Genomic DNA, 24,000 nt, shown 5'->3' on the forward strand with positions numbered 1-24,000 from the left:
CCGGCCGCGCGACGGCGGCCTCAGCGGGCGCGGCTCGAGCCGCGCCCGCGCCGCCGCGCGTCCCCCCGGGCGGCGGCCGTACGCTGCGGCAGCGGGCGGCGCCTGATCGCCAGGACGAACGCCGCCACGGCCGCCACCAGCACGGTCTCCACGGCCGGTCCGACCCACGAGGACCCCTTCGACCCGTCGGCCGCCGCGGCAGGCCGCGGGCCGGGGCCGTCGGCCGGCGGCCCGCCGGCCATCGCGCGCGCCTGGCTCAGCGTCGGCACCAGCTCCCCGACCGGCTCCACGCGGCCCACGGCGTCGAAGCCCCAGTCGAGCAGGTCGGCCGCCTCCTGGTACACCTCGTCGTAGCCGGACTCCGGGTGCATCACGGTCACCAGCAACGTCCGCCCGTCGCGTTCCGCGGCGCCCGTGAAGGTGTTCCCGGCGTTGGTGGTGTAGCCGTTCTTCACCCCGATCATGCCGTCGTAGTCGCCGAGCAGCCGGTTGGTGTTCTGGATCTCGAAGCTCGCGCCCTTCTCCCCGGGGAAGCGGGCGACGCGCGTGGCGCAGTAGTGCCGGAAGTCGGGGTTCCGCAGCCCCGCGCGGGCGAAGAGCGTCAGGTCGTACGCCGAGGAGAGCTGGCCGGGCGTGTCGTAGCCGTCCGGGCTCACCACGTGAGTGTCGTTCGCCTGCAGCTCCCGCGCCCGCGCCCGCATGTCCCGGACGGTCTTCTCGACGCCGCCGTTCATCGAGCACAGCACGTGCACCGCGTCGTTCCCCGAGCGCAGGAACACCCCGAGCCACAGCTGCTCGACCGTGTAGCTGATCCCCGCCTCGATCCCGACCAGACTGCTCCCGGCCCCCATGTCCGCCAGGTCCGCGTGCGTCACCTGGTGCCGGGACCGCCGGTCGAAGAGCGGCAGCAGCGTGTCCGCGAAGAGCATCTTCAGCGTGCTGGCCGGGGGCAGCCGCCGGTGCGCGTTGTACGACGCCAGGACCTCACCGGAGTCGGCGTCCGCCACGATCCACGCCAGGGAGTTCGTCTCCGGCAGCTTCGGCGCCCCCACGGCCACCTGCACCCCGTGCAGCCCCAGCCGCTCGCCCCCGACCACGGATCTGCCGGCGGCCACCGCCTTTCCGGCGGGGAGCAGCGCGGCAGCCACGCCGAGCCCGAGGACGGCACGTCGCGGCGGTGTGGGGGGTGTCGCGGCCATGGGGGGACGGTACAAGCTGCGACCCCCCACGGCCGAACCGGGGCCACCCCCGTGCACACCGGTCGGCCCAGCGCACGGGGGGTGCTTGCGCCGGACGGGGGAAGCGCGGGGCGCTGTCAGAGGGCGGTCCTACGCTCGGTCGGGACGGGGAACGTGGGGTCGCCGCATGGGGGTGGACGGTGAGCGTGGTCGTGTGGGGGGACGCCGGGGGGCCGGCCGTGCCCGGGTACGGGCTCGGGGTGGCGCAGCCGCTGGGCGGGGTCACCGCGCAGCTGGGCATCCGGGACGGGCGGGCCGTGCTGGGGTGGCGGAACGCGGCGGGCAAGGCGCTGAAGGGCGCCCCGGCGGCCGTACGGCGGGAGCACGCCGGGGAGTTGACGCGGCTCAGGACCGCCGTCAGGGACATCGACCGGACGCTGGCCGCCGAGGCCGGCCGGCTGGACGGGCTGTTCCCGGAGCGGCCCGCGTGGCCGTACGCCGTCTGGCGGGACGGGTTCGCCGGCCACCCGCTGCTCGGCACCCTCGCCCGGCGGTTGCTGTGGACGGTCGACGGGGTCGCCTGCGGCTGGGCCGGGGGCGGCCTGCGCACGCTCGACGGCGCGCCGGTCCCGGCCGGCACAGAGGGCGCCGTCGCGCTGTGGCACCCCCTGGGGCGCGAGCGCGCGGAGGTCACGGCCTGGCGGGAGTGGCTGGAGCGGCACGGCGTCACCCAGCCCTTCCGGCAGGCCCACCGCGAGGTGTACGGCCCCGCCGACGCCGGACGCCTCTTCGCCACCCCGCACGTCCTGAGGCGGCGGCGGCTCGCCGCGCTGGCCACCGCCCGGGGCTGGCGCCACCTCCCGCTCCCGCCGGCCGGGGACGGCCTCCCGCCCGCCACGCGCGAACTCCCGCAGTGGGGACTGCGCGTGGAACTGCCCCTCCAGGGCCTCGACGGCGACGGCGACGACCCGGCCCTCTGCGGCGGCCCCGCGCTCGTCGCGGCGGACCGGGTGCGCTTCCTCCCGCTGGACGCCCCCGCCGGGCGGTCCGACCCGCTGCCGCTCACCGGCGTCCCGCCGCTGGTCCTCAGCGAAGTCCTGCGCGACGTCGACCTGTTCGTCGGAGCCGCCGGCATCGGCAACGACCCCACCTGGCAGGACGGAGGCCCCGACGGCCGGTTCCGCGCCTACTGGACGTCCTACGGCTCCGGTGAGCTGACCCCCTGCGCCGAGACCCGCCGCGACGTGCTGGCCCGCCTCGTGCCGCGCCTGGCCGTCGCCGGGCGCTGCGCCGTGGACGGCCGCTTCCTGCACGTCCGCGGCGACCGGCACACGTACCGGATCCACCTCGGCTCGGGCAACGTCCTGATGTCCCCGGGCGACCGCCACCTGTGCGTCGTCCCGCCCGCGACCGCCGGCGCGGTCCCGGGCCCCCTGCCCTTCGAGGGCGACCCCATGCTGCCGGTGATCCTCGCCAAGGCGCTGCTCCTGGCCCGCGACACGGAGATCACCGACCCGACGATCGTGAGCCGGCTGTGAGACGCGTACGGACCCTCGAGTACTCGCCCTGGGAGGACCCGGGCCGCATCGACCTCATCGCCCGGCTCACCGCGCGCGGGGACGCGGCCGAGCTGGCCGGGCAGTTGCTGTCGGCGCCGGAGTGCGAGGGGTACGGAGCGGTGTCCCTGCTGAGGGCGATGCCGCAGGAACTGCGGTTCACCCTCGCAGGGCTGCTCGTCGAGCGTGCCAACGCGCCCGGTTCGACGCCCGACCGGTACGAGCGGGTCACGGTGCTGCTGGCCGCGGTGTCCCGGGGCTTCGTGCACGACGCGTGGTGCGCCCTGTGGAACGACATGCTGGAGGGCATCGCCAGGCGGTCCTACTGCTTCGACTACGGCGACGAGATGCCCGTCGTCGCGGAGGCCCTGCTCGACGCGGGACGTCCGTTGTCGGCGGAGGTCGTCGGGATGATCCGCCGGTGCGCGCACCACGGCCTCGACTGGGCGGAACTCCTCCTGGACCGCCTTCCCGAGCCGCCCCTCAACCCCGGCGAGCCCTGGTCCGACCGCGTCCTGGCCGAGCTGCCGGCACTCGGCGCCCGGTGGCGGCGGCTGATCCCGCACCTGCGTACCGCCAAGCCGGGCCCCGGCGCGCGCTGGGACCGGGCGGCCGCCGGGATCCTCGACGGCGTCGGCCCCGAGGCGGTACGCCGCACCGCCACGCCCTGGCTCGCCCTCGCGACCCACGGCGGCAGCGCCGAGGCGGGCGCCCACGACCCCTGGAACGTCTCCGCCGTACGGGGTCTGGCCTGGCTGCTGTCGTCCCCGGCCGTGCCTCCCCACCAGGAGACCGTCCGCGTCCTGGGCGCACTCGTGGAGCGGTCCCCGGTCAAGACCGTCGTCGCCGGTGCCGGCGTACGCGCCCTGGCCCGGCTGGAGCGCGGCGCCGGACGGGAGGAGCTGCGCAGGCTCGCGGGGCGCGTCGACCACACGACCACCCGCAAGCAGATACACCGGGCGCTGGCGCCGTGAACGCCCGAGGGCCCCGCGGCCCGGCGGGAACCGGGTGCGGGGCCCTCGGGGGAGCCTCGGCGGAGGGGATCAGAAGCGACGCGTGATGAGCGCGCGCTTCACCTCCTGGATGGCCTTGGTGACCTCGATGCCACGCGGGCAGGCGTCGGTGCAGTTGAACGTGGTGCGGCAACGCCACACGCCGTCCTTGTCGTTCAGCACCTCGAGCCGCTGCTCGCCCGCCTCGTCACGCGAGTCGAAGATGAAGCGGTGGGCGTTGACGATGGCCGCCGGGCCGAAGTACTGGCCGTCGTTCCAGAAGACCGGGCAGGACGACGTGCACGCGGCGCACAGGATGCACTTGGTGGTGTCGTCGAAGCGCGCACGGTCCTCGGGGGACTGCAGGCGCTCGCGGGTCGGCTCGTTGCCCTTGGTGATCAGGAAGGGCATCACGTCCCGGTAGGCCTGGAAGAACGGGTCCATGTCGACGACCAGGTCCTTCAGCACCGTCAGGCCCTTGATGGGCTCGACGGTGATGGGCTTGTCCGGGTTGATGTCCTTGATCAGGGTCTTGCAGGCCAGCCGGTTGCGGCCGTTGATGCGCATGGCGTCGGAGCCGCAGATGCCGTGGGCGCAGGAACGACGGAACGTCAGCGTGCCGTCCATGTCCCACTTGATCTTGTGGAGGCCGTCGAGGACCCGCTCCTTGGGGTCGATCTCCAGCTCGAAGTCCTGCCAGGTGGCCTCGTCCGAGATCTCCGGGTTGAACCGGCGGATCCGGAAGGTGACCGTGATGTAGGGCGAGGCCTGGGCCTCGGCCTCGACCTTGTCGAGGGTCGCGGTGCTCATCAGTACTTACGCTCCATCGGCTGGTAGCGGGTCTGCACGACCGGCTTGTAGTCGAGCCTGATCGACTCGGTGCCGTCGGCTCCCACCTCGCGGTACGCCATCGTGTGCCGCATGAAGTTGACGTCGTCGCGGTTCGGGTAGTCCTCGCGGTAGTGGCCGCCGCGGGACTCCTTGCGGGCCAGGGCCGAGACCGCCATGACCTCGGCGAGGTCGAGCAGGTTGCCGAGCTCGATCGCCTCGAGCAGGTCGGTGTTGAACCGCTTGCCCTTGTCCTGGATCGACACGTTCTTGTACCGCGCGCGCAGCTCGCCGATCTTCTCGACGGCCGTCTTGATGGTCTGCTCGGTGCGGAACACCATCACGTTGGCGTCCATGGTCTCCTGCAGCTCCTTGCGCAGCTGCGCGACCCGCTCGTTGCCGGTGGAGGCGCGGAGCCGCTCGACCTGGTCCACGACCAGCTGCGCCGGGGCCTCGGGGAGCTCGACGTAGCCGTGGTCCGAGGAGTACTCGGCGGCCGCGATGCCGGCCCGGCGGCCGAAGACGTTGATGTCCAGCAGCGAGTTGGTGCCCAGGCGGTTGGCGCCGTGCACGGAGACGCAGGCGACCTCGCCGGCGGCGTACAGGCCCGGGACGACCGTGGTGTTGTCCGAGAGGACCTCACCCTGGACGTTGGTCGGGATGCCGCCCATGGCGTAGTGCGCGGTCGGCTGGATCGGGATCGGGTCCGTGTAGGGCTCGATGCCGAGGTAGGTCCGCGCGAACTCCGTGATGTCCGGGAGCTTGGCGTCCAGCTGCTCCGGCGGCAGGTGCGTCAGGTCGAGGTAGACGTGGTCGCCCTCGGGACCGCAGCCGCGGCCCTCGCGGATCTCGGTGTAGATCGCGCGGGAGACGACGTCGCGCGAGGCGAGGTCCTTCATGACCGGCGCGTACTTCTCCATGAAGCGCTCGCCGTCCTTGTTGCGGAGGATGCCGCCCTCACCGCGGGCGCCCTCCGTCAGCAGGATGCCCATGCGCCAGATGCCGGTCGGGTGGAACTGGAAGAACTCCATGTCCTCCAGCGGCAGACCGCGGCGGTAGACGGCGGCCTGGCCGTCACCGGTGAGGGTGTGCGCGTTGGAGGTGACCTTGAAGAACTTGCCGGTGCCGCCGGAGGCGTACACGACGGCCTTCGCCTGGAAGACGTGGATCTCGCCGGTGGCCAGCTCGTAGGCGACCACACCGGCGGACTTCTGGACGCCGTCCTCCTCGACGAGGAGCTGGTCGAGGACGTAGAACTCGTTGAAGAACTCCACACCCTCCTTGACGCAGTTCTGGTACAGCGTCTGGAGGATCATGTGGCCGGTGCGGTCGGCCGCGTAGCAGGCACGGCGGACCGGGGCCTCGCCGTGGTTGCGGGAGTGGCCGCCGAAGCGCCGCTGGTCGATCCGGCCCTCGGGGGTGCGGTTGAAGGGCAGGCCCATCTTCTCGAGGTCGAGGACCGCGTCGATGGCCTCCTTCGCCAGGATCTCGGCGGCGTCCTGGTCGACCAGGTAGTCACCACCCTTGATCGTGTCGAAGGTGTGCCACTCCCAGTTGTCCTCCTCGACGTTCGCGAGGGCCGCGGCCATGCCGCCCTGGGCGGCGCCGGTGTGGGAGCGGGTGGGGTAGAGCTTCGTCAGCACGGCGGTGCGGCTGCGCTTCGTCGCCTCGATGGCGGCGCGCATGCCGGCGCCACCGGCGCCGACGATGACGGTGTCGTACTTGTGGATCTGCATGAGGGGTCGCTTCCCTGTCCAGCCCTGGCTAGCGGATGTTCGGGTCGAAGGTGAAGATCACCAGCGTGCCGAGGATGATGGTGAACGCGGTCGCGGTGTAGAGCACCATCTTCAGCCAGAACCGGGTGTTGTCCCGCTCCGCGTAGTCGTTGATCACGGTGCGCAGGCCGTTGCCGCCGTGCAGCATCGCCAGCCACAGCATGACCAGGTCCCAGGTCTGCCAGAACGGCGAGGCCCAGCGGCCGGCGACGAAGGCGAACCCGACCTTGGTCACGCCGCCGTCGAGGACCAGCTGGATCAGCAGGTGGCCGATGACCAGGACGACCAGGACGATGCCGGACAGGCGCATGAACAGCCAGCCGTACAGCTCGAAGTTGGTCCGGGTGCTGCGCGGGGTGCGCTTGGTGCGGGCGCGCGGCGGCTCGATGACCGGGGCCGGGTTGTCGGGGCCGTAGGCGGCGCTGGAGGAGCTGAGCTCCACGTGTTCGGTTGCGGACATGGCTTCGCTCAGCTCCCGAACAGCACTCGTGCGGCGTGGCCGAGGACGGGGTAGATGGCCCCGATCATCAGCACGACCCAGATTCCGACGACGGTCCACAGCATCTGCTTCTGGTACTTGGGGCCCTTGGACCAGAAGTCGACGGCGATGACGCGCAGGCCGTTCAGAGCGTGGAAGAGGACAGCCGCGACCAGCCCGTACTCGAGCAGGCTGACGATGGGCTGCTTGTAGGTGTTGACGACCTTGTCGTAGTCCTCGGGGGAGACACGCACCAGTGCGGTGTCGAGGACGTGGACGAACAGGAAGAAGAAGATGAGGACACCGGTGACTCGATGAGCCACCCATGACCACATGCCTTCCCGGCCGCGGTACAACGTTCCAGCCGGCACGGAAAAAACCCTCCGGGAGCGGATGTGGGGCCTGCCGGCTTCGTTGGTCGGTCGGCCCGGCCGGGTACGGTCCACCGGCCCTGGCCATCGTAGCGACGGCTTGTCGGCTACGTCCTGCCGGGTCCTTCAGGTGTGATCGATCCCGCACGTGTGGGTGTATCGGCCGGGAACCCCGGGCCCGCCCCGTGCGTCCCCGAGGGCCAGTCGCACCAGGCGGGAGCGGGTGACGCGGCGCAGTTCCTCGGCGGCCGTGACCCGTTCCTCGTCCGGGTCGTTGCCCAGACGCTGACGGAGTGACGCCAGCATCCGGTCGAGGGACTCTCCGGGGTGCACGCCGTCGAGGGACAGCACGAAGACATGGCCGAAGCGCGCCTCGTACGCGGCCTGCGCGGCCCGCAGCGCCGTGTGCGCGGCGAGGTGGCCGCGGGTGGGGGCGGAGTCCGGCGGGGCGCCGGACGCCTCGGCGGCCAGCGCATCGGCGAGGTCGGCGGGCGTGAGGTCGTAGGCGGCCTCGTCGGCGGCGGCCAGCAGCGCGTCCAGGTCGGGGTAGGGGCGGTGCGCGGCGACCCGGCGGGCCCAGCGCAGGCTGCCGCAACAGCTCAGCAGGACGGCTTCGGCCGCGCCGGGCGAGGCGTCGTTGAGCCGCCGCAGGCCGTGGGGGAGGCCGGGGCGGATCGCCGGGGCGGGCCGGGGCACGCGGCCGCGCGACTGCGCGGGGAGGTGCGCCGGGGCCCGTGGCGGGACGGCGGGGGTGTCGCTGGACAGCGGTGGGCTCCTGGGAGGGAACGGTGACGGCCGTGGGGGGAACCGCGAGGCGGCTGCGCGGCGTGAACCACAGTGGGACGGCGAGTGACGACCACCGTATCGGCCTATGTTCGGCCCTGTACGACGGATGCGCGAATTTCACTCGTACGGGAACGAAAGTGCACGACTTCTCCAGGTCCGCGCGGCGAGATCCACACAGCGGGCATAAATTCGGATCATGTGGCAGATGCGGGCGAAACGTGCGTCGGCGTACGCGGCGACGGCCGTACTGACCGCCGTGCTCGGGGCGGGCCCGGCGCTCGCCGCGCCCGTGGGGACCACCGCCCCCGGCGCCCCGCGGACGGGGCAGGCGGGCGCGCCCGCCGGGTTCCCGTCGATCCCCGCCGTCCGTTCCTTCACGCCCGCCGCCGGGGACCCCGCCTTCGTCCCGGGACCGGGCTCGCGGGTGGTGGCGCCCGCGGGGAGCGCGGTGGAGGACGAGGCGCGGCTGCTCGCGGGGGAGCTGCGCCGGCCGTACGCCAGCGGACCCGCCGGACCGGGGGACATCTCGCTTTCACTCGAACGGAGTAATTCGGGGCCGGAGTCGTACGAGATGACAAGTTCGGCCGACGGGGTGACAGTACGCGCCGGCACCGACGCCGGGGTCTTCTACGGCACCCGCACCCTCCTCCAGGCGGTCCGTTCCACCGGAAGGGTGCCGGCCGGCACCGTCGAGGACGGTCCGGACCGCCCGGAGCGCGGGCTGATGATCGACATCGGCCGCAAGTACTTCAGCCGCGAGTGGCTGGAGGCCCGGGTCCGCGAGCTCGGCGACCTGAAGTACAACCAGCTCCACCTGCACCTCAGCGACGACCAGGGCTTCCGCGTGCAGAGCGACAGCCACCCCGAGGTCGTCTCGGCCCGGCACCTGTCCAAGGAGGACGTCCGCGCCGTCGTCGAACTCGCCGCGCAGCGGCACATCACCGTCGTCCCCGAGATCGACAGCCCCGGCCACATGGGCGCCGTGCTCGACGCCCACCCGGACCTGCAGCTGCGCTCCGCGAACGGCACGCCCGTGCGCGGGGCGCTCGACGTCTCCCGGCCCGGCGCGGCGGCCGTCGTCGACGACCTGATCAAGGAGTACGCGCCGCTCTTCCCCGGCACCTACTGGCACGTCGGCGGCGACGAGTACGGACCGCTCGTGACGGACGACCCGGAGGCGTCCTTCCCGCAGGTCGCCGCGTACGCGCGCGAGCGCTACGGCCCGGACGCGGGTGTGGCCGACGCGGCGGCCGGCTGGCTCAACGACCGCGCCGGCACGCTGCGCTCGCTCGGCAAACGGGTCGAGGCGTGGAACGACGGCTTCTCCGACGGCGCCCGGGTCGCCGCGGACCCGGACCGGGTGGTGGCCTACTGGTCCAGCAACAAACTGCGCGGACGGCTGCCCGAGGAGTACCTGCGCGAGGGCCGGCAGCTGCTCAACCTCAACTCCTGGTACCTCTACTACGTCCTCGGCGCGCCGGAGAACTTCCCCTACCCCAGCGGGCGGCGCATCTACGAGGAGTGGACCCCGGCCGTCGTCTACCGGGACGACGCCGTGCCCGCGGCGCTGTCGGGGCCGGACCGCATCCTCGGCGCGCGGCTGGCCGTCTGGTGCGACCGGGCGGACGCCCAGACCGAGGAGGAGGTCGCGGCCGGCATCCGGATGCCGCTGCGCGCGCTCACCCAGAAGCTCTGGGACCCCGGTCCGCCCGCCCTGAGCTGGCAGGACTTCAGCGCCCTCGCCGAGCGCGCCGGCTGAACCGGCGCGCTCGGGCGCACACAGGTGAAGCGGCCGAAGTCCGCCTCCCCCCACAGGAGCGTCTCCGGCCGCTTCTGATTGTTAAAGCGCCGGCGCGGCCGAAAACGTCACACCCATCGCCACGCGGCCCGGCAGGTGTGACGATTCAGTGCGAATCCACGCTGTACAGGATGCCGGCGATTCGAGGGGACGGTGTGGCCAGCAACGGGGGGCGCCACGATCCGCGGACCGACCGCGACATGGAGCTCGGGGCCGCGGTCCGGCGCGCCCAGGGCGGGGACGAGCACGCCTTCGCGGTCGTCTACCGGCTCGTCCAGCCGCTGCTGCTCGGCTACGTGCGCGGCCTCGTCGGCGACGAGGCCGAGGACGTCACCTCCGAGGCCTGGCTCGAAATCGCCCGCGACCTCGGCCGGTTCCGCGGCGACGGGGCGGGCTTCCGCGGCTGGGCGGCGACCATAGCCCGGCACCGCGCCCTGGACCACCTGCGGCGTCAGGACACCAGGCCCCGCGCCCGGCCCTTCGACGCCGAACTGCTGGACCTCCCCGCGGCCGAGGACACCGCCGAGCGCGCGCTGGAGGCGCTCGCCACACGACGCGCGCTCTCCCTGATCGCCTCGCTGCCCCCCGACCAGGCGGAGGCGGTCCTGCTGCGCGTCGTCGTCGGGCTCGACGGGGGCTCCGCGGCCCGGGTGCTGGGCAAACGGGCGGGAGCGGTCCGCACGGCGGCGCACCGCGGCCTCAAGCGGCTCGCCAGGCTGCTGTCCTGACCCTTGGTGACCGGCCGGTAACCGCCCCGGGGACCCTGCGGCCGCCCACCATGCGGCAGTATGGTGCGCGATTCCGAGGGGGAGGCTCGAACGTGGATTTGGCGACCGCGGTACGCGCGGCGCAGGAGGGGGACGAGGACGGCTTCCGGTTCGTGTACCGAGCGGTGCAGCCGCAACTGCTGCAGTACGTACGCTCACTGGTCGGTGCGGGGGACGCCGAGGACGTGGCGTCGGAGGCGTGGTTGCAGATAGCGCGCGACCTGCCGGGCTTCAGCGGCGACGGGGACGCGGTACGCGGCTGGGCCGCCCGGGTCGCCCGCAACCGCGCGCTGGACCACCTGCGGGCGGTGGGCCGCCGGCCGCTGGCCGCCGCCGGCGTGGAGGAACTGGTCGACCGTCCGTCCGTCTCGGACACCGCCGAGGAGGCGGTCGCCGCGGTGGGCACCGGTGCCGCGCTGGCGGCCATCGCCGCCCTTCCCCAGGACCAGGCCGAGGCGGTACTGCTGCGCGTGGTGATGGGCCTGGACTCCCGGTCGGCGGCCGAGGTCGTCGGCAAGAGGCCCGGTGCGATGCGCATGGCCACCAGTCGCGGCCTGCGCCGTCTCGCCGAGCTGCTGGATTCCGACGGCGGCTCGTCGAGTGTGACGTTTTCGGCGCCCCGAACGCTTGAGGACATGAGATGAGCGATAACCGAGGACACGACTGGCTGGACGACGCCACCGCGGAGCGGTTGCTGCGGGGTGCCCACGGTGACGACCCCGCCGGGCGGGCCTGGCGCGACGAGCGTGCCGCCGCCCTCGCGGGGCTGCTGTCCGCCGCCGCGGAGCCCGCGGCCCTCGACCCGGAACGCGAGGAGGCGGCCGTCGCCGCCTTCCGCGCCGCGCGTGACGACCGGGCGCTCACGGCGGACCCCGCGGACGTCCGCCTGGGCGCGTCCGACGACTGGTCGCCCGGCGCGGGCGCGGGCGGGGTGTCCCGCAGCGTCCGCAACCGTACGGCCCGTCAGACCAGGTCGCTGACCGGGTCGCTGATCGCGACCGCGGCGGTGGCGGGGGTGAGCGTGGCGGCCGCCGCGGGCGCGCTGCCCGCCCTGCTCGGCCACGGTGTCCCGGACCCGACCCCGGTCCACACCCAGGGCGCGGCCACGGCCGCCTCGGACAGCGGCTCGCCGTCCCCGGGCCGTACCGCCCCGCCCGTCTCCTCCCGCCCCGGCTCCGGCAGCGACCGCCCGGCGGGCGGCACCGGCGGCACCCACGGCACGGTCGTCCCCGGCCGGCCCGCCGGTACGCCGTCCTCCACGGCGCCGGTCACGGCGGCCCTGGACCACAAGGCGCTGTGCCGCGCCTACGCCGCGGCCGGCCGGCACCGCAAGGGCGTGGACGAGCAGGCCTACAAGCAGCTGCGCACGGCGGCGGGCGGCGGCGGCCAGCAGCAGGTCCGCCGCTACTGTGCCGGACTGCTCGGCTGGAACGCCGGTGACGGCGGGAACGCCGGGAACGGCGCGAACGGCGGCAAGGCCCGGAGAGGTGCCGAGTCGGGCGACAACGACTCCCAGGACAGCCGCGGCCGTTGGAAGAATCGTTCCGGCGGACCCCACCGCCACGGGGGCCGCGCCCCGCGCGGCACCGCCGGGGGCCCTCCAGCCTTCCGGGCGGGTCCGTCCGTACCGACGTCCCGCCCGGCGGCGACCTCCCGTCCCGCACCGGCCGACGGGAGGCCGGGACCGCGTTCCGGACACGGCACGCACGGCTCGCACGGCGCCCACGGCTCGCACGGCACCCATGGGGAGTGACACTTCCCGGCCGCCGTGCGCTTCTGAGGAGGGGCCGACTGGTCATCGGCCCCGCGGATCCGGGCCTTTCCGTGCCCAGGGATCCGCACCCGAGCGCGGCCGGGCGGCTCCCCTCTCCCGGCCGCGCTCCTGGGCGCGGCGGGTCCGGGGTGTGACACTTTCGGCCCCCAGGGCGCTTTAACCAGTAGACCGACTGGTCATCGGTCGAGGGGTCGCCCGGTCCCCCCGTATCGGGCCCCCAACGAGGGACGCGGGCGGAGCGCTTTCCCCCCGCTCCGCCCGCGTCCTCACGTACCGCCCCGGGGACGGCGGCGTAGGGTCGATTCCGTGATCTTCCGGATCGAGCGGCACTGCCCGCTCCCCGCCGCCGAGGCCTGGCGCCGGGTCACCGACTGGGAACGCCACGCCGAGCTGGTGCCGTTCACCACCGCCGTCGTGACGGGGGAGCGGTCGTTCACGGCGCGCACCGGGATCGGGCGGGCGGTCGTCGACGACCCCATGGACGTCGTGCGATGGGAGCCGCCGGAGGCGGGCCGCCCCGGGCGCTGCCGGCTGGAGAAGCGCGGCCGGACCGTGCTCGGCTGGGCCGAGGTCGAGGTGTGGCCGCGCGAGGGCGGGGGCTCGTGGGTGGTGTGGCGCGAGGACCTGCGGGTGCGCCCGCTGCCGGGGGTGTTCGACCGGCCCACCGCGTGGGCCGGCCGGTTGCTGTTCGGGCGGGCGCTGGACGGGCTCCTGGCCCGGGCTCACCAGTAGACGACGACCTTGTCGCCGATCCGCACCTGGTCGAAGAGCGCCGAGATCCTGGCCCGGTCGCGCACGTTGACGCAGCCGTGCGAGGCCCCCGCGTAGCCGCGGGCCGCGAAGTCGGCGGAGTAGTGCACCGCCTGGCCGCCGCTGAAGAACATCGCGTACGGCATGGGCGTGTGGTAGATCGTCGACACGTGGTTGCGGCTCTTGGCGAAGACGCTGAAGGTGCCCTCGCGGGTCGGCGTGTACTGGGAGCCGAAGCGGACGTCCATCGCCGAGACGACCCTGCCGTTCACGACCCAGGCCAGGGTGCGGCTGGTCTTGCTGACGCACAGCACGCGGCCCGTCATGCAGCGCGGGTCCAGCTTGGCCACCGTGTTGGCGGTCGGCGGGTACATGGCGTCGTGGGTGGGCTGCCGGGTGACCGAACGCAGCTTCGCCCAGGTCTTGTCGGTGACGGTGCCCGTGACCGGCAGCTTGTTGCGGGACTGGAAGGCGCGGACGGCGGAGACGGTGACGTCCCCGTAGTAGCCGGTGGGGTTGCGGCCGAAGAAGCCCAGCTGCTTCAGCCGGGCCTGCAGCTCGCGGACCCGGGCGCTGGTGCTGCCCCGCGCGATGACGACGACCGGCCGGGGGGTGCGGTCGGCCTTCGGCTTCTTCGTGGCCGAGGCGGAAGCGGAGGCCGTCGGGGAGGCGGAGCCGGTGGACGGCGCCGTGCTCGGGCTCGTGCTCGGGCTCGCGGAGGGGCTCGCCGTGCCGGACGGGGCGTCCGGTGCCACGGAGCCCCTGGCGCTGGGCTCGCTCGCCTGGGCCGTGCAGCCGGCGAGGAGGGCCGCGGTGAGAAGCGCGGCGGCCGCTGCCGCCGCGCGCGGTCTTGCGACGGATATGAGTGCCACGTGGTCCCCCTGGTGATGGGTCGGTACACCCTTTGACTGATTTCCCCGGCATGTAGTTGCACCGGCGCGGGCACCGATCGCCGCACACTGAGGAAAGGGGCCCCGAGTCGCTGGAGGCACGAGACATGGCACGCGAGTCCGAATCCGGTCTGCCGATCGAGCCCGTCTACGGCCCCGGTGCCCTGGACGGCTGGGACCCGGCCGAACGGCTCGGTGAGCCGGGCGGCTACCCGTACACCCGCGGCGTCCACCCGGCCATGTACACCACGCGGCCCTGGACGATGCGCCAGTACGCGGGCTTCGGCACCGCCGCCGAGTCCAACGCGCGCTACCGGCAGCTGATCGCCCACGGCACCACCGGCCTGTCCGTCGCCTTCGACCTGCCGACCCAGATGGGCCACGACAGCGACGCGCCCCTCGCCCACGGCGAGGTCGGCAAGGTCGGCGTGGCCGTCGACTCGGTCGAGGACATGCGGGTGCTGTTCGACGGCATCCCGCTCGACCGGGTCTCCACCTCGATGACGATCAACGCGCCCGCGGCCCTGCTGCTCCTGATGTACCAGCTGGTCGGCGAGGAGCAGGGGGTCCCCGCGGACCGGCTCACCGGCACGATCCAGAACGACGTGCTCAAGGAGTACATCGCCCGCGGGACCTACATCTTCCCGCCCAAGCCCTCGCTCCGGCTGGTCGCGGACCTCTTCCGCTACTGCCGCGCCGAGATCCCGCGCTGGAACACCATCTCCATCTCCGGCTACCACATGGCCGAGGCCGGCGCCTCGCCCGCGCAGGAGATCGCCTTCACGCTCGCCGACGGCGTCGAGTACGTCCGTACCGCCCTCGCCGCCGGCATGGACGTCGACGACTTCGCGCCGCGGCTGTCCTTCTTCTTCGTCTCGCGCACGACCCTCCTGGAGGAGGTGGCCAAGTTCCGTGCCGCCCGCCGCATCTGGGCCCGGGTCATGCGCGAGGAGTTCGGGGCGAGGAACCCCAGGTCGCAGATGCTGCGCTTCCACACCCAGACCGCGGGCGTGCAACTCACCGCCCAGCAGCCGGAGGTGAACCTGGTGCGGGTCGCCGTCCAGGGGCTGGCCGCCGTGCTCGGCGGCACCCAGTCGCTGCACACCAACTCCTTCGACGAGGCGATCGCGCTCCCCACCGAGAAGTCCGCCCGGCTCGCGCTGCGCACCCAGCAGGTCCTGGCGTACGAGACCGACGTGACGGCGACCGTGGACCCCTTCGCCGGGTCCTACGTCGTGGAGTCGATGACCGACGCCGTCGAGGCGGCCGCACTGGACCTGATGGCCAGGGTGGAGGAGCTCGGCGGGGCGGTGAGCGCGATCGAACGCGGCTTCCAGAAGGCCGAGATCGAGCGCAACGCGTACCGGATCGCCCGGGAGACCGACTCCGGGGAGCGGGTGGTCGTCGGCGTCAACCGCTTCCGGCTGGCGGAGGAGGAACCGTACGAGCCGCTGCGCGTCGACCCGGCGATCGAGGCGGCGCAGGTGGCGCGGCTGGCCGCGCTGCGGGCCGGGCGCGACCGGCGGGCCGTGGACTCGGCGCTGTCCGCGCTGCGGAAGGCCGCCGAGGGCACGGAGGACGTCCTGTACCCGATGAGGGACGCGCTGCGCGCCCGTGCCACGGTGGGCGAGGTCTGCGACGCGCTCCGCGAGGTCTGGGGGACGTACGTCCCCTCGGAGGTGTTCTGAGTCATCCGGCGAAGCGGGCGAGCCAGGCGGTGACGCGCTCCGCGTCGTGCGTGGCGAGGCCGAGGTAGCCGTCCGGGCGGACGACGAACAGGCCCTCGCCGTACTCCCGGTGGACCGGGTCGCCGGGCCGGGCGCGGTGCGTGCGGACGAAGCCCGGCAGGTCCGCGGGCGGCTCGGCGCCGACCGCCAGCACGGTGAAGTGGGGGCCGCGCAGGACGTCGAAGAGCCGCCGCCCGCCGTCGAGCGGCGCGTCCGGTGCGCGGTCCCCGGCCCGCGGCCCCTCCTCGCCGAGGCCTTCGCGGGTCTCGGCGGTGAGCGGGCCGCCCCGGTAGCCGAGTCCGAGCTGGTGCACCTCGGCGCCGCGCTGGCTGCTCGCGCGGGAGTCGCCGACGGTGCCTCGGTGCAGCCGGGTGCTCATGCCGAGGACGTCCGCCGCGACCGGCCGCCGTTCCCGCTCGTAGCTGTCCAGCAGCGTGTCGTCCGCTCCGTGCCGCAGCACCTGGCCGAGTTTCCAGCCGAGGTTGTAGGCGTCCTGGACACCGGTGTTGAGGCCCTGGCCGCCGGCGGGGGAGTGGATGTGGGCGGCGTCGCCCGCGAGCAGCACCCGGCCGTCCCGGAAGCGGTCGGCGAGGGCCGCACGCGGCCGGAAGTCGGAGGTCCACATGACCTCGCGGACGTCGCCGGCCGTGAGGTGGGTGCGCTGCTCCACGAGCTTGCGCACGCCGTCCGGTGAAGTGTCGGGGCGCTCCGCGTCGTCCGGGTAGGTCGCGACGAGCTGGACGTCCTCGGTGGTGCCGCCCAGGGGGAAGGCGACCAGACCGCTCCGGTCCCGGCCCCGCCACACGTGGATGTGGTCGCGGTCCAGGCCGCTCAGGCGCACGTCGGCGACGAGCATCGGGGCGGGGTCGACGGTCTCGCCGCGCATCGCGACGCCGAGTAGCCCGCGGACGGTGCTGCGGCCTCCGTCGGCGGCGACCAGGTAGGACGCCCGCAGGGCCGTACCGTCGGCCAGTTCGGCCGTCACGCCGTCCGCGTCCTGGGCGACGCCGGTCAGCCCGGCGCCGAACCGGACGGAGCCGCCGAGTTCCCGCAGCCGTGCGTGCAGGATCTCCTGGGTGCGCCACTGGGCGAGCATCCAGGTCGTGCCGTAGGGGGCGCCGGGGGTGGCCGGGACCCGCTCGAACATGTCCCAGTCGCGGACCGGGCGGCCGTCCTGCCAGAGCCGTCCCTGCGGGTAGGGGGTGCCGGCGGCCAGTACGGTCCCGATCACGCCGAGGTCGTCCAGGACCTCCAGCGAGCGGGGCTGCAGTCCCTTGCCGCGGGAGCCGGGGAAGAGCCCGTCGGAGCGTTCCAGCACGACCGCGGGCACGCCGCGCCGGGCGAGGTCGACGGCGAGGACCAGGCCGGTGGGGCCGGCTCCCACGATCAGGACGTCGGTTTCCTTAACGCTGTTAAGTTCCATGACCGGAGGGTCTCCTTAACAGTGTTAAATTGTCAAGGGGCACCGACGGACGGACAGGATGGGCACGTGGCAGCGACGCGACTGGACCGCGACAAGGTGGTGGAGACCGCCCTCGGCCTGCTGAACGAGGAGGGGCTGGAAGGGCTGACCCTGCGTCGGCTCGCCAAGGAGCTCCAGGTACAGGCACCCGCCCTGTACTGGCACTTCGCCAACAAACAGGCCCTGCTCGACGCCATGGCCACCCGCATGCTGCGGCAGATGCTGGAGAGCGGCACGGGCCAGGAGGTACCCGGCTCCGACTGGCGGGACTGGATCACCGCGGCCTGCCGCGGCACCCGCCGGGCACTGCTGGCCTACCGCGACGGCGCCAAGGTCTTCAGCGGTACCCACCTCACCGACGACAGCCACGCGGGAGCCCTCGAACGCTACCTGGGGGGCTTCGTCGAACAGGGCTTCCGCGTCGAGGACGCCCTCGACGCGTGGTTCACCGCGTACACCTTCACCATCGGCTTCGTGATCGAGGAGCAGGCCGTGCAGCCGCTGCCCGGCCGGCGCGACCCGCGCTACGACGCCGACGAGCGGCAGGCCCGGCTCGGGGGCGACTTCCCGCTGGTGGGAGCGGCCGGACGGGAGATGTTCGACCACTACGAGGCACGCTTCGAGACCGGCCTGCGGATCCTCGTCGCGGGCATCGCCGCGACCCTCGCCCCGGACCCCGTGCCGTAGTGGCCACGAGGTCGTCCCCGCTGGTCGACGGTACGAGGAAGGGCCGGCGCGAGCCTCCTGGCCGGCCCTTCACGGCTCCGACGGCCTCGGTCAGCGGCGGGACGCGACGTGCCTGAGCCGCCGAGCGACCCTGCGCACGGCCGGGTTGTCCGGCAGGAACGCCAACTGGGACGGCACCGCGCCCGGGAGGGCCAGCGACGCCAGCCGGCGCCGCTTGAAGTAGCGCCAAGTGCCGGTGTCCAGGCTGTCCGTCAAGAAGCGGACGGTGTCGTCCCTCAGATGCGGATACGCCTGGTGCTGCATGCAGTAACCCACGGCGCGCAGCAGGGGGGCGAGCTCACGTTGGACCTGTTCCGCCGTCGGCGGCCGCCAGGCCTGCGTCGCCTCCCGGTCTTCCAGGTCCGGTAGGAGACGGTCGGCGATGGTGACGGGCACGCGGTTGCTGTTCTGGTACGGCGACAGCCGGTCCAGCACCAGGTCCGTTCCCACGCGGGCGACCGGCAGCCCGTACATGGCGGACGCGGTGAACAGCGCGGTGGAGAAGCAGCCCACGACCAGTTGCGGCCGGACCCTTACGAAGAGCACCTCGGCCGGCTCGGTCGCCCCGGCCACGATCAGCTCGGCGCCCAGGGTCCCTGCTTCCCGCTCCATCCGCCGCGACCAGTGGACGGGCGCCGTCGGGTGCGGCTTGAAGACCACCGTCCGGTGCCCCGCCGCGACCGCGGCACGGACCATGCGGACGTGCAGTTCCTCCTCCTCGGCACCGGAGAGGATGTCCAGCGCCGACAGGTACTGGCCGAGCAGCAGCGCGCCGCCCCCAGGGAGCGGGGCCGGGGCCGTGTCGTACTCCGCGATCGCCGCGAGGACGGCGGTGAAGGCGTCCGCGGGGACGAGCCCGGAGGGGACACCGTGCTCCGACAACAGCAGCGGCCGCAGCCCGGGGACCAGGTCCAGGTGCAGCAGTCGGCCCACCCGGGTCGTGACCAGTGTGTCCAGCTTGTCCCGGGTCGGGCCGTAGGCCATCAGGCCGTCCGCGTACACCTCGACGGGCGCGGCGGGGAAGGTGTTCACCAGCGCCAGGGCCGGGTCGACGTGGAGGGACTCGACGATCAGCTCGACCTCGTCCTCTCCGAGGTCCCACAGCCGCCGCAAGTGGCGCTCCCACATGGGCACGTCGTCGGGGCGCGGTGACCAGCCGGAGGGGTGGAGCGGCGAGATCGCGTCGTTCCACGAGAGCACCCGGTCGAAGCGCCCTCGCAGCGCCCCGAAGCCCGGCGCCGCGTCCAGGGCCGGCGAGATCTCGGGGGTGGAGGCGTTGTTGCTGACCAGCAGCAGCCTGCGGTCGGCCGGGGCGAACAGCCCGGCGTCCAGCGCGGCGGCCACCGTGGCGGCGCCGAACAGCGTCGACGCCAGGAACAACTGGGTGCGGGGCATCACGCGGCCACCGTCCCGGCGCCGCCGAGCCGCCTGCGTGTCCGGCGCAGCAGCAGGGCGCGTTTCATGTCCATCGAGTCCAGCGCCTCGTTCAGGACGTCCTGCGGCATCCTCCTCAGGGCGGACGCGCTCATCGACTTCAGCTTCCGTGCGACCTGCGGCTCGTAGCGGCCCATGGCGCCCAGGTGGTGCGCGATCACCGCGCAGTAGGTGCGTACCGCCTTGGGCAGGAAGCGGTCCGCGTCGGGGTCCGCCGCGGTCTCCGCGAGGACCTGGTCGAAGGAGCGGATGAAGTCCAGCTGCCGGACGTCGCCGATCTGCGTGAGCGAGGTGGCCACCCCGCGCCGGTAGAAGACGCCCAGCAGGCCGACCACCGCGAAGGACTTCGCCTCGCGGTGCAGCCGCCAGATCCACGGCCGGTCCTCGGCGGTGCGCAGCCCGTCGGGGAAGTGCAGCAGCCCCGCGTCGGCCAGCCGCCGGTGGTAGATGCCGGCCCAGGCGTACGGGTAGTCCACCGAGGTCGTGCGGTCGGTGGGCAGGATTGCGGCGCGCGGGTCCAGGGCGACCCCGCGACGGCCGTGCGGCACCCGGGCGATGGTGCGCTTGCGTCCGTGGGAGACGACATGGTCGGTGCGCACGAAGTCGGTGCCGATCGTCTCGATGGCGTCCAGCAGGCGGGGCAGGTAGCCCTCGGCCAGCCAGTCGTCGCCGTCGAGGAAGGTCAGGTACTCGCCCCGTGCGGCCTCGATGCCTGTGTTGCGGGCGGTGGCGAGCCCGCCGTTGCGCTCGTGGGAGACGAGTATCGCCCCGGGCAGGTCCGGCAGCGCGCGCTCGAGGATTCCTGGGGTGTCGTCCGTTGCGCAGTCGTTCACGAGAATGAACTCGAAATCCGCGCGGGCATTCGCGCGGAGGCTCCTCAACATGTCAGGAGCGAATGCCTGCACGTTGTAGAACGGGACGATGACGGAGAGCTTAACCACGCCCCGCACCCTATGTGGTGGCCCGTCCCGGGCCCTGACGCTTCCCCTACTCCCAGGTGAACGGAAAATGTCGGAACGGTTAATCCGCTGCCGTGGGTGGCCGATTCGCCATTCGGCGGCGTGTTGTTAACCGTCCGTTGGTGTTGCGTTGGAGACCCGCTCGGAATGCATTCCTAGCGTCTCCGGCGTGCCAGCAAGTACCGCCGACCCGATGAGGGTCACCGTCCTCGCCGACTCGGACACCCGATGGAAATGGGGTGCGCTGACGGCGCGCCGCATCGCCCCGGAGGCGCGGCTCGACGCCCGCCTGCTCCGTGGCCGGGCGACCCCGACCGAGCGCCAGCTCGCGGAGGTCGGCATCCCCGCGGACTCGATGCGCGAGGTCACCGCGGCACAGTTCCTGGCCGGGACCTCCCGTGAAACGGCGGACGTGGTCGTGCTCTCCTGCGTCGGCGGCTCCGTCCAGGCCATGCTGCACGGACTCGCCCGCGCGTGGCAGGGCACCCCCCGCCGTCCGGTCGTCGTGACCGGCTACGTCGGGGTCGTCTACGAGAAGCTCGCCGACGGGCTCCTGCTGCGGGCCGGCGCCGACGCGGTGCTGGCCAACAGCGCCCACGACGCGCGGCGCTTCCGCGAGGTCTACGAGGGCGTCGGCACGGACGCCGGGACGATCGTCGAGACCGCCCTGCCCTTCCTGGAGGGCAAGCCCTACGAGTCCTCCGCGGACCGCCCCTTCACCGTGGTCTTCGCCGTCCAGCCCTCCGTGCCGGACAGCCGCAAGGACCGTACGTACCTGCTGCGCCGCGCGGTGGACCACGCGCGTTTCCACCCGGAGCGCGAGGTCCTGGTCAAGCTGCGCAGCAAGCCCGGTGAGCACACCACGCACATCGAGGAACAGCCGTACCAGAAGCTGGTGTCCAAGCTGGACCCGCCGAAGAACCTCACACTTGTCTACGGGCACATGGGCGAGGTCCTGGACCGCACCGACCTGCTGGTCACCGTGAGCTCGACGGCGGCGCTGGAGTCCATGCACCGCGGCATACCCACGGCCGTCCTCACCGACCTCGGCATCCGCGAGGCGCTGGGCAACCACCACTTCCTCGGTTCCGGTGCCTACGCCTCCTGGGACCAGATCGACTCCGGCGAGGTGCCGAGGGTGCACCCGGAGTGGGCCCGCGCCCAGGGCATCGCCTCCGGCGGCGACCCCTTCCGTACCGTGCGCGAGCGCGTCACGGCGCTGGCCGCCGCCCCCGTGCTCCCGCCGCTGGCGCCGTACTACACGACCGCCACCGCGCCCGGTTACCTGCCCGGCGTCCTCGCCCGCCACGGCCTCGACCCCAAGGGCGAGCCCCTGCCGGGTGCCGCGACCGAGCCCACCGAGCCCAGTCCGCTGCGCCGGGCCGTGCGCGACATCGCGCGCAACTCCGCGCGTGCCGCGTACCGCCAGGGCGTGCAGCGCGTCGCGCCCGTGATCCGCAGGTGGGGACAGCTGTGACCCCGCACCCCAAATCGCAAGGAGCCACCATGCCAACGGTGTTGGCCGTCATTCCCGCCCGCGGCGGCTCGAAGGGCGTACCCGGCAAGAACCTGGCCACGGTCGGCGGCGTGCCGCTGGTCGCCCGCGCCGTGCGGGCCTGCATCGAGGCGGACCTGGTCACCGACGTCGTCGTCTCCACCGACGACCCCGCCATCGCCGACGCGGCCCGCTCCGCCGGCGCCGAGGTCGTCCTGCGACCGGCCGCCATCGCCGGGGACACCGCGACCAGCGAGGCCGCGGTCCTGCACGCGATGGACGCGTACGAGGCGATGACCGGCCGCGGCGCCGACGTGGTGCTGCTCGTCCAGTGCACCAGCCCGTTCATCACCACCGAGGACGTCAACGGCGTGGCCGCCGCGGTCGTCGAGGACGGCGCGGACACCGCCGTGACGGTGGCCCCCTTCCACGGCTTCATCTGGCGCGACGCCGCCGACCAGATCGGCGCCGCCGCCGCGGCCGCCGACGAGGCCGCCGAGGGCGGCAGGGCGGCCCGTACGACGGTGGCCGCCGCGACCGGCGGCTACGGCGTCAACCACGACAAGGCCCACCGCCCGCGCCGCCAGGACCGGCCGCAGGACCTGCTGGAGACCGGCGCCGCCTACGCGATGCGCGTCCCGGGCTTCCGCGAGGCGAAGCACCGTTTCTTCGGCCACACCGCGCTGGTGCGCACCGACCCGGCCAAGGTCCTGGAGGTCGACGAGCCGGACGACCTGGCCCGCGCCCGCGCCCTGGCCCCGCTGCTCGACCCCGCGGCGGACACCGTCCCCGAGGCCCCGGCGCACCCGACCCGCGACGACGTCGACGCGGTCGTACTCGACTTCGACGGCACCCAGACCGACGACACGGTGCTGGTCGACTCCGAAGGACGCGAGGCCGTCACCGTGCACCGCGGTGACGGGCTCGGGATCGCCGCCCTGCGCGACAACGGCCTGCCCGTCCTGATCCTGTCCACGGAGACCAACCCGGTCGTCGCCGCGCGGGCCCGCAAGCTCAAGGTCCCCGTGCTCCACGGCATCGACCGCAAGGACCTCGCACTCAAGCAGTGGTGCGAGGAGCAGGGAATCGCCCCCGAGCGGGTCCTGTACGTCGGCAACGACGTCAACGACCTCGGCTGTTTCGCGCTCGTCGGCTGGCCCACGGCCGTCGCCAACGCGCACGACATCGTCAAGGACGCCGCCCGCTCCATCACCGCAACGCCCGGAGGAAGCGGAGCTATCCGCGAGATCGCCTCGTGGATCCTCGGCCCCTCACTTTCCCGAAGGGAACTCTCGCAGTGACCACCACCAACGCCCGCCTTCGTCCGATCGGCGACCGCCTGGTCGGCCCCGGCCAGCCCGTCTACGTCACCGGCGAGATCGGCATCAACCACAACGGCTCCCTCGAGGACGCCTTCGCCCTGATCGACGCGGCCGTGGAGGCCGGCGCCGACGGTGTGAAGTTCCAGAAGCGCACTCCGGAGATCTGCACCCCGCGCGACCAGTGGGACATCGAGCGCGACACCCCCTGGGGCCGCATGACCTACATCGACTACCGCCACAAGGTGGAGTTCGGTGAGGACGAGTACCGCGCGATCGACGAGTACTGCACCAAGAAGGGCATCGACTGGTTCGCCTCCCCGTGGGACGTCCCCTCGGTCGCGTTCCTGGAGAAGTTCGAGAACGTCCGGGTCCACAAGGTCGCCTCGGCCTCGCTGACCGACGACGAGCTGCTGCGCGCCCTGCGCGCCACCGGCAAGACGGTCATCCTCTCGACCGGCATGTCGACCCCGAAGCAGATCCGCCACGCGGTGGAGGTGCTCGGCAGCGAGAACATCATCCTGTGCCACGCCACGTCGACCTACCCGGCGAAGCACGAGGAGCTCAACCTGCGGATGATCAACACCCTGCAGAACGAGTTCCCGAACGTGCCGGTCGGCTACTCCGGCCACGAGATCGGCCTGCAGACCACCCTCGCGGCCGTCGCCCTGGGCGCCGTCTTCGTCGAGCGCCACATCACCCTCGACCGTGCCAACTGGGGCTCGGACCAGGCCGCCTCCGTCGAGCCGCAGGGCCTGGACCGCCTGGTCCGTGACATCCGCATCATCGAGCAGGCGCTCGGCGACGGTGTCAAGAAGGTCTACGAGGGCGAGCTCGGCCCGATGAAGAAGCTGCGCCGCGTGCCCGGCGTCATCGCCGAGCAGGAGGCGGCCCAGGCGGCCGCCGCCGCCGAGGCCGAGACGGTGTCGGCCTGA

The 24,000-nt window shown here is 73.2% G+C and carries 22 protein-coding genes; 12 read left to right on the forward strand and 10 right to left on the reverse strand.

From position 1 onward, the window contains the following. Nucleotides 1-20: 20 nt before the first annotated feature. Nucleotides 21-1,199, reverse strand: a complete 1,179-nt coding sequence (locus tag ABZ479_RS00005; protein WP_500459047.1) for a D-alanyl-D-alanine carboxypeptidase family protein — start codon at nucleotides 1,197-1,199, stop codon at nucleotides 21-23. A gap of 179 nt (nucleotides 1,200-1,378) precedes the next feature. Between ABZ479_RS00005 and ABZ479_RS00010 the strand changes: the two genes are divergently transcribed. Both ABZ479_RS00010 and ABZ479_RS00015 read left to right on the forward strand, forming a co-directional pair. Beyond that, nucleotides 1,379-2,716, forward strand: a complete 1,338-nt coding sequence (locus ABZ479_RS00010) for a DUF4132 domain-containing protein (protein WP_500459048.1) — start codon at nucleotides 1,379-1,381, stop codon at nucleotides 2,714-2,716. After that, nucleotides 2,713-3,708, forward strand: a complete 996-nt coding sequence (locus tag ABZ479_RS00015; protein ID WP_500459049.1) for a hypothetical protein — start codon at nucleotides 2,713-2,715, stop codon at nucleotides 3,706-3,708. Before ABZ479_RS00010 ends, ABZ479_RS00015 begins: the two co-directional genes overlap by 4 nt. Before the next feature lie 69 nt (nucleotides 3,709-3,777). On the opposite strand, the gene ABZ479_RS00020 is transcribed toward ABZ479_RS00015, so the two are convergent. From ABZ479_RS00020 to ABZ479_RS00040, 5 genes are all read right to left on the reverse strand, one after another. Then, complete coding sequence (locus tag ABZ479_RS00020; protein ID WP_499606589.1) at nucleotides 3,778-4,536, reverse strand: succinate dehydrogenase iron-sulfur subunit; 759 nt, start codon at nucleotides 4,534-4,536, stop codon at nucleotides 3,778-3,780. Continuing rightward, a complete protein-coding gene (gene sdhA, locus ABZ479_RS00025) occupies nucleotides 4,536-6,290 on the reverse strand; it encodes a succinate dehydrogenase flavoprotein subunit (RefSeq protein WP_500459050.1) in 1,755 nt (584 codons plus the stop codon). The genes ABZ479_RS00020 and sdhA overlap by 1 nt, the downstream gene beginning before the upstream one ends. Nucleotides 6,291-6,318: 28 nt before the next feature. After that, a complete protein-coding gene (locus tag ABZ479_RS00030) occupies nucleotides 6,319-6,789 on the reverse strand; it encodes a succinate dehydrogenase hydrophobic membrane anchor subunit (RefSeq protein ID WP_499606591.1) in 471 nt (156 codons plus the stop codon). A gap of 8 nt (nucleotides 6,790-6,797) precedes the next feature. Further along, the gene (sdhC, locus tag ABZ479_RS00035; protein WP_078620037.1) at nucleotides 6,798-7,178 is read right to left on the reverse strand and encodes a succinate dehydrogenase, cytochrome b556 subunit; all 381 of its coding nucleotides are present in this window, start codon (nucleotides 7,176-7,178) and stop codon (nucleotides 6,798-6,800) included. A gap of 126 nt (nucleotides 7,179-7,304) precedes the next feature. Continuing rightward, nucleotides 7,305-7,874, reverse strand: a complete 570-nt coding sequence (locus ABZ479_RS00040; RefSeq protein ID WP_500459051.1) for a 2-oxo-4-hydroxy-4-carboxy-5-ureidoimidazoline decarboxylase — start codon at nucleotides 7,872-7,874, stop codon at nucleotides 7,305-7,307. A gap of 295 nt (nucleotides 7,875-8,169) precedes the next feature. Here ABZ479_RS00040 and ABZ479_RS00045 point away from each other — a divergent pair, with 295 nt between their 5' ends. The 5 genes from ABZ479_RS00045 (at nucleotide 8,170) to ABZ479_RS00065 (ending at nucleotide 13,035) form a co-directional block, all read left to right on the forward strand. Further along, a complete protein-coding gene (locus ABZ479_RS00045; RefSeq protein WP_500459052.1) occupies nucleotides 8,170-9,723 on the forward strand; it encodes a beta-N-acetylhexosaminidase in 1,554 nt (517 codons plus the stop codon). A gap of 239 nt (nucleotides 9,724-9,962) precedes the next feature. Beyond that, nucleotides 9,963-10,490 carry an RNA polymerase sigma factor gene (locus ABZ479_RS00050; RefSeq protein WP_500459379.1) on the forward strand — a complete coding sequence of 176 codons (528 nt, stop codon included), beginning with the start codon at nucleotides 9,963-9,965 and terminating at the stop codon, nucleotides 10,488-10,490. Nucleotides 10,491-10,540: 50 nt separating this feature from the next. Beyond that, a complete protein-coding gene (locus ABZ479_RS00055) occupies nucleotides 10,541-11,173 on the forward strand; it encodes an RNA polymerase sigma factor (RefSeq protein WP_499606594.1) in 633 nt (210 codons plus the stop codon). Beyond that, nucleotides 11,170-12,282: a hypothetical protein gene (locus ABZ479_RS00060; protein WP_500459053.1), complete on the forward strand. Its 1,113-nt coding sequence runs from the start codon at nucleotides 11,170-11,172 to the stop codon at nucleotides 12,280-12,282. The genes ABZ479_RS00055 and ABZ479_RS00060 overlap by 4 nt, the downstream gene beginning before the upstream one ends. Nucleotides 12,283-12,609: 327 nt before the next feature. Further along, complete coding sequence (locus ABZ479_RS00065; protein ID WP_500459054.1) at nucleotides 12,610-13,035, forward strand: SRPBCC family protein; 426 nt, start codon at nucleotides 12,610-12,612, stop codon at nucleotides 13,033-13,035. Here the strand turns inward: ABZ479_RS00065 and ABZ479_RS00070 are convergent. Beyond that, nucleotides 13,026-13,925, reverse strand: a complete 900-nt coding sequence (locus ABZ479_RS00070; RefSeq protein ID WP_500459055.1) for a L,D-transpeptidase family protein — start codon at nucleotides 13,923-13,925, stop codon at nucleotides 13,026-13,028. The genes ABZ479_RS00065 and ABZ479_RS00070 overlap by 10 nt on opposite strands. Before the next feature lie 125 nt (nucleotides 13,926-14,050). Between ABZ479_RS00070 and ABZ479_RS00075 the strand changes: the two genes are divergently transcribed. Next, a complete protein-coding gene (locus ABZ479_RS00075; protein ID WP_500459056.1) occupies nucleotides 14,051-15,631 on the forward strand; it encodes an acyl-CoA mutase large subunit family protein in 1,581 nt (526 codons plus the stop codon). Between the two features lies 1 nt (nucleotide 15,632). On the opposite strand, the gene ABZ479_RS00080 is transcribed toward ABZ479_RS00075, so the two are convergent. Beyond that, a complete protein-coding gene (locus tag ABZ479_RS00080; protein WP_500459057.1) occupies nucleotides 15,633-17,093 on the reverse strand; it encodes an FAD-dependent monooxygenase in 1,461 nt (486 codons plus the stop codon). Between the two features lie 66 nt (nucleotides 17,094-17,159). Here ABZ479_RS00080 and ABZ479_RS00085 point away from each other — a divergent pair, with 66 nt between their 5' ends. Beyond that, nucleotides 17,160-17,819 (forward strand): TetR/AcrR family transcriptional regulator C-terminal domain-containing protein, encoded by a 660-nt coding sequence (locus ABZ479_RS00085; protein WP_500459058.1) that lies wholly within the window; start codon nucleotides 17,160-17,162, stop codon nucleotides 17,817-17,819. 90 nt (nucleotides 17,820-17,909) lie between these two features. Here ABZ479_RS00085 and ABZ479_RS00090 read toward each other — a convergent pair whose 3' ends face one another. Then, nucleotides 17,910-19,253: a polysialyltransferase family glycosyltransferase gene (locus tag ABZ479_RS00090; protein WP_500459380.1), complete on the reverse strand. Its 1,344-nt coding sequence runs from the start codon at nucleotides 19,251-19,253 to the stop codon at nucleotides 17,910-17,912. Next, nucleotides 19,253-20,233: a glycosyltransferase family 2 protein gene (locus ABZ479_RS00095; protein ID WP_500459059.1), complete on the reverse strand. Its 981-nt coding sequence runs from the start codon at nucleotides 20,231-20,233 to the stop codon at nucleotides 19,253-19,255. The genes ABZ479_RS00090 and ABZ479_RS00095 overlap by 1 nt, the downstream gene beginning before the upstream one ends. Before the next feature lie 187 nt (nucleotides 20,234-20,420). Here ABZ479_RS00095 and ABZ479_RS00100 point away from each other — a divergent pair, with 187 nt between their 5' ends. From ABZ479_RS00100 to ABZ479_RS00110, 3 genes are read left to right on the forward strand one after another with little or no spacing between them, the layout of a single operon-like run. After that, nucleotides 20,421-21,728 carry a DUF6716 putative glycosyltransferase gene (locus ABZ479_RS00100; protein ID WP_500459060.1) on the forward strand — a complete coding sequence of 436 codons (1,308 nt, stop codon included), beginning with the start codon at nucleotides 20,421-20,423 and terminating at the stop codon, nucleotides 21,726-21,728. Nucleotides 21,729-21,757: 29 nt separating this feature from the next. Further along, nucleotides 21,758-23,047 (forward strand): cytidylyltransferase domain-containing protein, encoded by a 1,290-nt coding sequence (locus ABZ479_RS00105; RefSeq protein WP_500459061.1) that lies wholly within the window; start codon nucleotides 21,758-21,760, stop codon nucleotides 23,045-23,047. Further along, the gene (locus tag ABZ479_RS00110; RefSeq protein WP_499606607.1) at nucleotides 23,044-24,000 is read left to right on the forward strand and encodes an N-acetylneuraminate synthase family protein; all 957 of its coding nucleotides are present in this window, start codon (nucleotides 23,044-23,046) and stop codon (nucleotides 23,998-24,000) included. The genes ABZ479_RS00105 and ABZ479_RS00110 overlap by 4 nt, the downstream gene beginning before the upstream one ends.

The sequence above is a fragment of the Streptomyces sp. NPDC005722 genome (assembly GCF_040630935.1).
GTDB lineage: Bacteria > Actinomycetota > Actinomycetes > Streptomycetales > Streptomycetaceae > Actinacidiphila.

Bases quoted from the DNA above. Each gene is read 5' to 3' on its own strand.
- ABZ479_RS00075 (WP_500459056.1), top strand. From the start codon at position 14,051: ATGGCACGCGAGTCCGAATCCGGTCTGCCGATCGAGCCCGTCTACGGC.
- ABZ479_RS00045 (WP_500459052.1), top strand. From the start codon at position 8,170: ATGCGGGCGAAACGTGCGTCGGCGTACGCGGCGACGGCCGTACTGACC.
- ABZ479_RS00005 (WP_500459047.1), bottom strand. From the start codon at position 1,199: ATGGCCGCGACACCCCCCACACCGCCGCGACGTGCCGTCCTCGGGCTC.
- ABZ479_RS00055 (WP_499606594.1), top strand. From the start codon at position 10,541: ATGCGGCAGTATGGTGCGCGATTCCGAGGGGGAGGCTCGAACGTGGAT.
- ABZ479_RS00050 (WP_500459379.1), top strand. From the start codon at position 9,963: ATGGAGCTCGGGGCCGCGGTCCGGCGCGCCCAGGGCGGGGACGAGCAC.
- ABZ479_RS00105 (WP_500459061.1), top strand. From the start codon at position 21,758: ATGCCAACGGTGTTGGCCGTCATTCCCGCCCGCGGCGGCTCGAAGGGC.
- ABZ479_RS00020 (WP_499606589.1), bottom strand. From the start codon at position 4,536: ATGAGCACCGCGACCCTCGACAAGGTCGAGGCCGAGGCCCAGGCCTCG.
- sdhA (WP_500459050.1), bottom strand. From the start codon at position 6,290: ATGCAGATCCACAAGTACGACACCGTCATCGTCGGCGCCGGTGGCGCC.
- ABZ479_RS00030 (WP_499606591.1), bottom strand. From the start codon at position 6,789: ATGTCCGCAACCGAACACGTGGAGCTCAGCTCCTCCAGCGCCGCCTAC.
- ABZ479_RS00090 (WP_500459380.1), bottom strand. From the start codon at position 19,253: ATGCCCCGCACCCAGTTGTTCCTGGCGTCGACGCTGTTCGGCGCCGCC.
- ABZ479_RS00060 (WP_500459053.1), top strand. From the start codon at position 11,170: ATGAGCGATAACCGAGGACACGACTGGCTGGACGACGCCACCGCGGAG.
- ABZ479_RS00080 (WP_500459057.1), bottom strand. From the start codon at position 17,093: ATGGAACTTAACAGCGTTAAGGAAACCGACGTCCTGATCGTGGGAGCC.